Source organism: Nocardia sp. alder85J (assembly GCF_020176955.2).
GTDB lineage: Bacteria > Actinomycetota > Actinomycetes > Mycobacteriales > Mycobacteriaceae > Nocardia.
The window spans coordinates 50,819-58,817 of sequence record NZ_JAIUCZ020000022.1; the positions used below are offsets into that span (position 1 = coordinate 50,819).

The 7,999-nt window shown below is 68.2% G+C and carries 9 protein-coding genes; 2 read left to right on the forward strand and 7 right to left on the reverse strand.

Going from position 1 to position 7,999, the window contains the following annotated elements:
- Positions 1 to 75: 75 nt before the first annotated feature.
- From LBW94_RS43750 to LBW94_RS43760, 3 genes are read right to left on the reverse strand one after another with little or no spacing between them, the layout of a single operon-like run.
- The gene (locus LBW94_RS43750) at positions 76 to 624 is read right to left on the reverse strand and encodes a hypothetical protein (protein ID WP_225061548.1); all 549 of its coding nucleotides are present in this window, start codon (positions 622 to 624) and stop codon (positions 76 to 78) included.
- Complete coding sequence (locus LBW94_RS43755; protein WP_225061549.1) at positions 621 to 1,016, reverse strand: hypothetical protein; 396 nt, start codon at positions 1,014 to 1,016, stop codon at positions 621 to 623. The genes LBW94_RS43750 and LBW94_RS43755 overlap by 4 nt, the downstream gene beginning before the upstream one ends.
- A complete protein-coding gene (locus tag LBW94_RS43760; protein WP_225061550.1) occupies positions 1,016 to 2,464 on the reverse strand; it encodes a hypothetical protein in 1,449 nt (482 codons plus the stop codon). Before LBW94_RS43760 ends, LBW94_RS43755 begins: the two co-directional genes overlap by 1 nt.
- A gap of 207 nt (positions 2,465 to 2,671) precedes the next feature.
- On the opposite strand from LBW94_RS43760, the gene LBW94_RS43765 reads away from it, so the two are divergent.
- Together LBW94_RS43765 and LBW94_RS43770 are read left to right on the forward strand one after the other, a co-directional pair.
- On the forward strand, positions 2,672 to 3,379 hold the full coding sequence (locus LBW94_RS43765) for a ParA family protein (protein WP_225061551.1): 708 nt from the start codon (positions 2,672 to 2,674) through the stop codon (positions 3,377 to 3,379).
- Complete coding sequence (locus tag LBW94_RS43770) at positions 3,379 to 4,269, forward strand: ParB/RepB/Spo0J family partition protein (protein ID WP_225061552.1); 891 nt, start codon at positions 3,379 to 3,381, stop codon at positions 4,267 to 4,269. The genes LBW94_RS43765 and LBW94_RS43770 overlap by 1 nt, the downstream gene beginning before the upstream one ends.
- Positions 4,270 to 4,403: 134 nt before the next feature.
- Here the strand turns inward: LBW94_RS43770 and LBW94_RS43775 are convergent, their stop codons facing one another.
- From LBW94_RS43775 to LBW94_RS43790, 4 genes are all read right to left on the reverse strand, one after another.
- Positions 4,404 to 5,690 carry a hypothetical protein gene (locus LBW94_RS43775; protein ID WP_225061553.1) on the reverse strand — a complete coding sequence of 429 codons (1,287 nt, stop codon included), beginning with the start codon at positions 5,688 to 5,690 and terminating at the stop codon, positions 4,404 to 4,406.
- Between the two features lie 195 nt (positions 5,691 to 5,885).
- A complete protein-coding gene (locus LBW94_RS43780; RefSeq protein WP_225061554.1) occupies positions 5,886 to 6,080 on the reverse strand; it encodes a toxin-antitoxin system in 195 nt (64 codons plus the stop codon).
- A 159-nt stretch (positions 6,081 to 6,239) separates the two neighbouring features.
- The gene (locus LBW94_RS43785; RefSeq protein ID WP_225061555.1) at positions 6,240 to 6,908 is read right to left on the reverse strand and encodes a YdcF family protein; all 669 of its coding nucleotides are present in this window, start codon (positions 6,906 to 6,908) and stop codon (positions 6,240 to 6,242) included.
- Positions 6,909 to 6,923: 15 nt separating this feature from the next.
- Entirely contained in the window at positions 6,924 to 7,694 is a 771-nt protein-coding gene (locus LBW94_RS43790; protein ID WP_225061556.1) for a GntR family transcriptional regulator, read from the reverse strand.
- Positions 7,695 to 7,999 lie beyond the last annotated feature (305 nt).

Below are 7,999 nucleotides of genomic sequence, written 5' to 3' on the forward strand. Positions count from 1 at the left end.
GGACTCCGTTCGAGCAGGCGGTGCAGGGCGCGGCAGTCGCCGCCGGGATGAGGAGCAGCAGGCGGTGGGCGGAGTTCATGCGGTCTCACCGCCCGCGGCGGCGCGGATGTTGTCGATGGCGGCGGTCCAGTGAGCGGCGAACTGCCACGTCCCGTAGACCGATGCCGCAGTCACCACGGAGAACAACGCGTAGATGACGGCCTCGGACCAGCGGCCGGCGTCCGCGAACGACCCAAAGACGGCGACAGCGACCACACCCACGGTGAAGGCCTGGACCCCGGCGAGCCACCGTCGCGGCCGCACACCGAACTCAATGAGGGTGGCGGCGGTGACCGAGCACACCAGCAGTACACCGCTGGTGAGGAACGCGATCACCGGGCCCAGCCAGAACTCGGAGTCACCGACCCCGGCGCCCGGGTTGATGACGTGGATGGCGAACCCGGACCACACCATCCCCGCGACGGTGACCACGTTGAGCACGATCAACGTCCACCGCCGGCTGCGGTACAGCCGCTCGCACGTGATGTCCGGGTAGCGAGCAGGATTCGCTGCGATCAGCGCCTCCCGCAGATTCCGTTCCCGGGAAGCGGCCATACGGCGCGCGAGAGCACGGGAGAGGTTCATCGGTCACCTTTCTGTTCGGCGGTACGGGCCACAGTGGTCTGTGCTGCGGTCGCCCAGTCCGTACGCGGCGTGAAGTCGGGCACGGTGAAAGCGGCGAAGATGCCCTCCAGATGCTGGGCCAGCCGGTCCCGCACCGGCGGATCGCCGAGCGGCAGACCGGCGGCCGCGGCCCGGTCGACGGCCCGGTCGAGCCGCCGCTGCGCCCGTTTCTCCCCACGGCCGCACATGCGGGCGTACCGCACACCCGCAGCAGCACGAGCCACGCGAGACAGCAGGATGTCCGCACCGTGCGCGACCGCGGCGTCGCCATCGTTTACCGCCGGTAAACCGGGCCGCGTCGCGGTGTCGGCAGGTTCCTCCTCGGTGGCCGGTGGCAGTAGCCGATGAAACATCAGCGGTCCCCTTTCTGGGTATCGATCTGGGTCTGCAGGCGGGCGATGGTCTGCTCGGCGGTGGCCAGCGCTCGTTCCAGGGATGTAGCACGGGTTTCGCCAGCGGCCTGTGCGCGACTGAGTTCGGCGGCGTGGTCGGCGCGGATCTGATCACGGTCGGCGCGATTCTCGGCCCGGACGCGGGTCAGTTCGTCCCGCAAGGCGGTGATTTCCGCCCGGTCGGTGTCCGCACGGGTCCGTGCGTCCTGCTGGACATCGGCCAGCTGCTCGCGCACCCGCGCGATGTCCTCGCGGGACCGCTGTTCCTCGGTGGCCAGGGATCGGCGCAGCTGCTCGGCGTCGGCGCGTGCGTCGGTGGCGGCCTGCTCGGCGGTCGCCTTCTCGGTTTCGGCGCGGTGCCGGGCGGCGATCTCGGTGTCTCGCTGCTCGGCGAGCGTAGCGAGTTCCGTCCGCACCGTCGCGGTCTCACGGCGGGCCTGGGCGAGGTCCTCGCGCGCACGCTGAGCAGCGACCTCCAGTTCGCTGCGCAGCCGGGCGACCTCGGCGCGGGCGTCGTCACGCGCTTCGACTGCGGCTACTCGGTCGGCCTCGGCGCGCTGCTGCGCTGCCAGAGCCTCGTCCCGCTCGTCGCCGGCGGCGGTGATCTGCAACGCGGCCGTTTCCTCGGCCGCGGCGACGGCCGCATCGGCGTCCCGGCGAGCGGCCTCGACCTGCTGCTGCGCTTCCTGCCGTGCGGCCGTGACCTGCTGGTCCCGGTCAGCGGCGGCACGGGCCGCTTCCACACGGGCTTCCTCGGCCTCGGCGCGGGCAGTGTCCGCTGCGGCGACGTGCTGGTCCCGGTCGGCGATGGCGTCCTGCGCAGCGCCCTCAGCGAGTTCTTTGTCCTCCAGAGCCCGGTCCCGCTCCCGCCGCGCCGCAGCCGCGTCGGTTTCCGCGTCCTCGGCCGCGGTGCGAGCCGCCGCGATCTCGGCGTCTGCGTCGCGCCGCAGCGAGGTCACCTCCGCGACTGCCGCGTCCGGGTCGCCGGCGGCGGTGACCACAGCCTCGATCCGGTCGGTCAGCTCGCCGAGCTGGGTCCGGTGCGCGCTGGACATCATCTGCCACTGGGTCAGCAGCTCGGACATCGACGCCCGCGCCGACGTCACAGGCCGGGCCACCGGCCGCTCGCGCCGCGGCGTGCCGCCACCGGCCTGCAGTTCGCGCCGCCGCTGGAACGCCGTCATCCGGTCATGACGGCGCTGGACCCCGTCCGGGTCCACCGCGAGCACCCCGCAGTACTCGCTCTTGCGGCCGCGCCGCCCGCCGTCGACATCGAGGGCGGCGCCGTGCACCGCGAACTCTCCCGACGCCGGGTCGAACCCGGTCGGGAACTGGCAAACATGCTGGTCGCCCACCTCGGCCGCGCCGCCGACGGCGGCCGCCCCGGTCCCGGACAGTTCATCGCTCATACCCCCGATTCTATCATAAAACGTTGATATAGAACGTTTTTCAAATCGTTTTGTAAATACGTTTTAACGAAACGAATAAACGATTTGAGAGCGGTCGGACGGCTCCTGGCCGTGATCCCGGTGTTTCAGCAGGACCGGGCTACTCGGGCGTCTTATGCTGCGGACGTCCGAGTAGCCCCGGCTGGGGTGAAGCCACGGGAGATGTGAATGGCGCACGTGTATGTACTGCTCAATCAGAAGGGCGGGGTCGGGAAGAGCACCCTCGCGGTCAATCTGGCGGCTGTGACCGCCGAGGTGGCCGGCGGGAGCGGCAGCCCAGACGACCCTTCGAATGTCGCGGCGGTGTCGATCGACCCCCAGGGTTCTGCGGTGTGGTGGGGTTCCCGCGTCGAACAGCTGCCCTTCCATGTCGTGCAGGCCCACGAGGATCTCGACGGCCTGCACCGGCTCAAGGAACTGCCGGGTATCGACCATGTGTTCGTCGACACCCCGGGCTGGATCGACATGGCGCCGGAGGACGACATGCACGATCCCCTGGGCGTGGGCCCGGCCGCCGATGCGCTGCGCGCAGTCCTGGACTGCGCGGACCATGTGGTCATCCCGATCACTCCGGAACCGTTGTCGTTCGATCCGACGGTGCGGACTATCCGCAAGGTCGTCACGCCGCGCTCCCTGCGGTACACGGTCGTGCTGAACGCGTGGGATCCCCGTGACGGTGAGGCAGAGCGCGACGAGACGCTGGAGTTCATGCGACGCAATCAGTGGTCGTGCGCGCGGACGGTGATCCGGCGCTACAAGGTCCACTCCCGCGCCAGCCTCAACGGGCAGGTCGTGACCGAGTACGCGAGCAGCGGCACCACGTTGCGTGCTCGGGAGGACTTCTACAAGCTCGCGCTCGAACTGCGGGTGTCGTGATGGCCGCCCGAGCCCGCGGGGGAGCACGCAACAGCCTCGCCGACCTGATCGACGCAGTCGGCGACAAGTCGCCGGTCGACGGCGACCACATCAAACCGGGCAGGCCCGCCGCGCCGACGTCGGCACTGCTGGCCGAGTTGGTCGCGAACCCGCGCAACCCGCGCAGCGACCTCGGTGACCTGAGCGACCTGGAATCCATCGGCAAGATCCAGCTGCAGCCTGCACTGGTGGTCACCCGTGAGGCCTACCTGCGGCTGTATCCGGAGGACGAGGCTGCGATCGGCGATGCCCGCTGGGTGGTGGTCAACGGGTGTCGGCGCCTGGCTGCGGCCCACCTGTACGGCTGCACGATGCTGGAAATCGTCGTCAAGGACGCGGCCGCAGCGTCCCGGGCGGTGCTCCTAGCGGTCTCGATCATCGAGAACGTCGCCCGCGCGGGGTTCGACGTCCTCGAGGAGTCCCGGGCCGTCGACGCCCTGGTGACCGAGTGCGGGTCCGCCCAGGTTGCCGCCGAGCAGCTGGGCCGCTCGACGGGCTGGGTCTCCCAGCGCCGCGCGTTGCTGGAACTGACGCACGAGCTGCAGGACGCGCTGCGCCGCGGCGACCTCGCTATCCGCGTGGCTCGCACCCTGGCCCGGGTGCCCCAGGAAGATCAGGTCGCTCGCTGGCTTGCCTCCCAGGACAAACCCGCGCCGGTGAAGCCTGCACCGAAACCACCGCGGCCGGCGGCCGACGCGCCCCAGATCACCAAGGCGTTGAAGCGCCTCTCCCCCGCACCGGCTGTCCTCGCCGACGCACTCACCGGGTACCTCGACCCCGATCAGCTTCAGACGCTGGTCGCGGCACTCACCCGCAGTCTCACCGAGCGCGAGGCCGCCGAGCAAGCGTGATTTACCGGCGGTAAACCGCACCCGGGCGTCGCGGGAGACCGTGCGCCGCGGTTTACCGGCGGTAAATCAGAACCCGAGTGACTCGGGGGCCCCTGCGGTTTACCGCCGGTAAACCGGCACGATGCCGGTGGCGGTCATCCTCGCTCACGTGCGCGCTGAGCCAGCTCACGCTGCGCCTGGTCCTTCTCCCGGGCACGAGCGTGAGCCCGGCCAGCGCTGCGCGCCGCAGCGGCATCGACGATTTGCCGGGCCGCACGGCGGCCGGGAGAGTCCGGTCCGGCCGCTGCCTGCGCCGCGGCCATCACCTCGGCCCGGCGCTGGTCGCGTTCCCGCTGCCGTGCGATCCGGTCGTTCTCCTCGATCATCGCGGTGCGGGCGCGGTCGAGCAGTGCGGGTGGCTGGTCGACCGGGATTTGGCGGAGGATGCTGCACAGGTAGCCGACCGGGTTGTCCGGCCGGGTGAACAGGACCCGGCCGCCGGCGATCCATTCCTCGCACGCCCCGTACATGTCGTCGGGCTGCCATCCCGCGACGGCGTATCGGGTCACAGCGGCCGCCAGCTGTCCGGGGGATATCTGGCGCAGCCACAGCGGAATTCGCGGGTCTGCGCGCAGCTGGGCTGCCAGCAATACGGCCTTCGGGTCATACGCGGGTGCGGTCCGGCGTCGCCTCCTCTTGTCCGGGCCGCGCGGAGCGCGTCTTTTTGTCACGTTTTCCAGAGAAGAATTAATTCCCGACGGTGTGAGAGGAAAAGAACCTCCGCTTCGCGGAGGTGGGGTGCCAATTCCCTGTTCAAGCAGTGTCTGGACCAGTTGGTTATCCACAGGCAGGCAGTCGGTTTCGTGTAGCGCGGCGACGGCGGACCAGCCGCGGGCACGGTCGTCGCGTTTCCAGCTGTCCAGCCGTTCCTCGAGGGTGCGGTGGCGGCCGCGGAAGACGACGGTGCGGCAGCCGAGTTTGTGGAGCAGCCGCCGGCAGCGGTGGATCGTCGACTCGGACATGCCGACTTGGACCTGCAGCGTCGCCACCGTCTTCCGGGCCTCTCGACCGGTGCGGTAGTCGGCGCCAGCCGACTCGGCGTGTAGGTACCGCAGGAAGGTCTCCCGTGAGACCGCGTCGACCATGCGGTTGTCCCGCAGCAGCGTGTAGTGCTGGTCGTACAGTGCCATCGCGTGGCAGACGAACCGCTCGCGTGACCACCAGCACGCGGGAGCCTGCGAGTAGGCATCCTCAGGCAGCCTCAGGCGCAGCGGCGGCAACGGGAACAGCACACCCGCAAAGGAGCGGCCGCGCCGTTTCGATGTCGAAGATCGGCGGTATTTCCGCTGGTAAATCGAATTGTGATTTTCAGATCGACAGACAGGGGCATGTTCGCGCGCGAGCGTGTGCAGGCGTGCGTTACCCTGAGATCCGTCTCGCACGGACGTATCCCTTCGGGGAGGCCCCCGCTGATCAGCTGCGCCAACAGCTAGCGGGGGTCGAGTTCTGTATAGGTGTTGTTGAGCCGGAGGTCGCCTCCGGTGGGTTCAGCTCGCTAGGCAAGCACCGCCTAATCCATGGTTATGGCTGTAGCCGCCGGGCGGTCCCGGCGGCTACAGCAGTGTTCAAGCACAGGTCTACGCGCTCAACGGGAGCTGGTCGATGTCGATCCACACAAGATCGGGACGATCGACATGAAGCGCCATCACATCGGCGATGTACTGAGAAATGCTGACGCCCCTCGCCTTGGCGCGCTTCTTCACCTCGTCGTACACCGGACGGGCCAGACGCGACTGCGTCAGCTCCCGGTCACCCTTATGCGGTTGAGCCATGCCGGGCAGCATTCCACCCGCGAATCTGATACGCCACACGACACGCCGATCTGAATTCGACCGAATTCAGCCACCAGGTATTTTCCGATGAGTATCACCAGCGCATTTCATGCGGCGAGAAGATTGTCCGCCGCAAATTGGCTCCGGATTTTCTGAGGGTCATGCGGCAAGAAGACGACTGGTGTAGCCAGCATCGACGAGGCGCGAGTACGCCCGATGCACCGCCGACGGCACGGGCACGTCGACGGCCCATCCTTTCGCGGGATAGACCCAGAGCCGCTGGGTGTCACCGACCAGCATGTTGATCACGCGATCGACGTCGCCGATGCTCTGAACGTAGTCGTCCAGAGGCAGGGGGAGCGACGAGCAGAGAACATCGACCTCCGGCCACCGTTTGCGGCAGATAGCCCAGCTGCGGCGCTGCTGGTAGGGCCGGGAGATGAGCATGACGGACCGGATGCCGGAAAGCAGGCCATGGTCCTCCAAGAGTGCCCGGGTGAAGTCGATGTTGTCGCCGGTGTTGGTGGCCTTCGGCTCGACGAGGATCGCGCTGTCGGGCACACCACGTTCGAGAGCGTGCTCGCGGTAGTGGACGGCTTCCCCGCGAGGGAACCGCTCCCGCGTTGTCGGCGCGTTCGCGCCAGTGAAGACGACCAGAGGAAACATGCCCTCGCGGTACAGATCGGCGGTGTAGGTCGCGACGCCCAAGTCGTGGCTGCCGAGTCCGATGCCGACGTCGACCGGGTGTACGTCGTGGTCCAAGCGGTTGAAGTCCCAGAGGGTTTCGACATCGGAGCGTAGTGCGGCTGGCAGTGTCGTCGAGGGCATTGGCAGTCCTTTCGGTCAGTCGGGCAGGGTGAACGTGTAGGTCCACGCGAATCGCGATGCGGCGTGAACGCCGCGGGCGTACTCCACCAGGGTGTTGGCGGCGGTGTAGGTCAGTCGGGTCAGCACCATGACCGGCTCCCCGGACGGCAGGTTGAGCAGTTCGATCTCGTCGGGCGACGGCATGCGCGCGTACACCGTCTCGGTCATGTGGTCCGGCTCGTAGCCCTGAAGAGTGAGGACCGCGAAGCCCCCGCCGCGGCCGGCCGGACCGGGTGTCGGGCTGACCAGGGGCGTGCCTTCGACGTGCGCAGGCAGGTAGTAGCTGGTCAGCGTGTGGGTGGGCTGATCCCCGTCCTTGACCAGGCGGGCACGCTCGTATACCGGCGTGCCGGGCTCGACACCGAATGCCTCAGCAACTTCGGTATCGGCGTCGACCAGCTCGACGGTGTTCGTCTGGTCGGTGGGCTTCCACTGACGACCGGACGCTTCTCGGTCGGCGGCGAAGGCGACGACATCACCGAACTTCCACTTCCGCTTGCTGTATCGGTCGACACCGAGGCGCCGCATCCGCGGCCGCTCGCGGACGACCGTGCCGCGCCGGCGGATCGCCGTCACCAAGCCCTCGGTCTCGAGCACGCCGACCGCCTGGCGAACGGTCTTGATGTTGACCTGGTAGCGCTCTGCCAGTTCGTCCTGCTTCGGGAGCGTCGAGCCCGGCGGATACTCGCCCTGCTGGATGGCGGCGCGAAGACTCGCAGCCAGGTCGCGGTATCCGCTGATGGCCATCGTCCGGTCTCTCCCTTCTGCCGGGTTTCCCCGACGGTTCACGGTCCGTTAAGAGTAGCCGTAACCGTCCAGGACTACACCCATCGATCAATAGAGGCGGTTCTATTGACGACATAGTGTGGCGATGCTGCAATAGAGCTACCTCTAATTGCGGCAAAGGAGTCCATGTCGTGACAAGTCCACGGATGAGCGGGTATGCCCCGCCGCCTGCCTCGCTGATCAAGCTCGCCGAAGGCGCGGCGCTGATCGGTGTGAACCCCCGCACGCTGCGGCGGTGGATCGCGCAGGGGAAGCTGAACGGCTGG

What these genes read in the sequence shown, in the direction of transcription:
- LBW94_RS43750 (WP_225061548.1), bottom strand. Translation starts at nt 624, where the DNA reads ATGAACCTCTCCCGTGCTCTCGCGCGCCGTATGGCCGCTTCCCGGGAA.
- LBW94_RS43755 (WP_225061549.1), bottom strand. Translation starts at nt 1,016, where the DNA reads ATGTTTCATCGGCTACTGCCACCGGCCACCGAGGAGGAACCTGCCGAC.
- LBW94_RS43760 (WP_225061550.1), bottom strand. Translation starts at nt 2,464, where the DNA reads ATGAGCGATGAACTGTCCGGGACCGGGGCGGCCGCCGTCGGCGGCGCG.
- LBW94_RS43765 (WP_225061551.1), top strand. Translation starts at nt 2,672, where the DNA reads ATGGCGCACGTGTATGTACTGCTCAATCAGAAGGGCGGGGTCGGGAAG.
- LBW94_RS43770 (WP_225061552.1), top strand. Translation starts at nt 3,379, where the DNA reads ATGGCCGCCCGAGCCCGCGGGGGAGCACGCAACAGCCTCGCCGACCTG.
- LBW94_RS43780 (WP_225061554.1), bottom strand. Translation starts at nt 6,080, where the DNA reads ATGGCTCAACCGCATAAGGGTGACCGGGAGCTGACGCAGTCGCGTCTG.
- LBW94_RS43785 (WP_225061555.1), bottom strand. Translation starts at nt 6,908, where the DNA reads ATGCCCTCGACGACACTGCCAGCCGCACTACGCTCCGATGTCGAAACC.
- LBW94_RS43790 (WP_225061556.1), bottom strand. Translation starts at nt 7,694, where the DNA reads ATGGCCATCAGCGGATACCGCGACCTGGCTGCGAGTCTTCGCGCCGCC.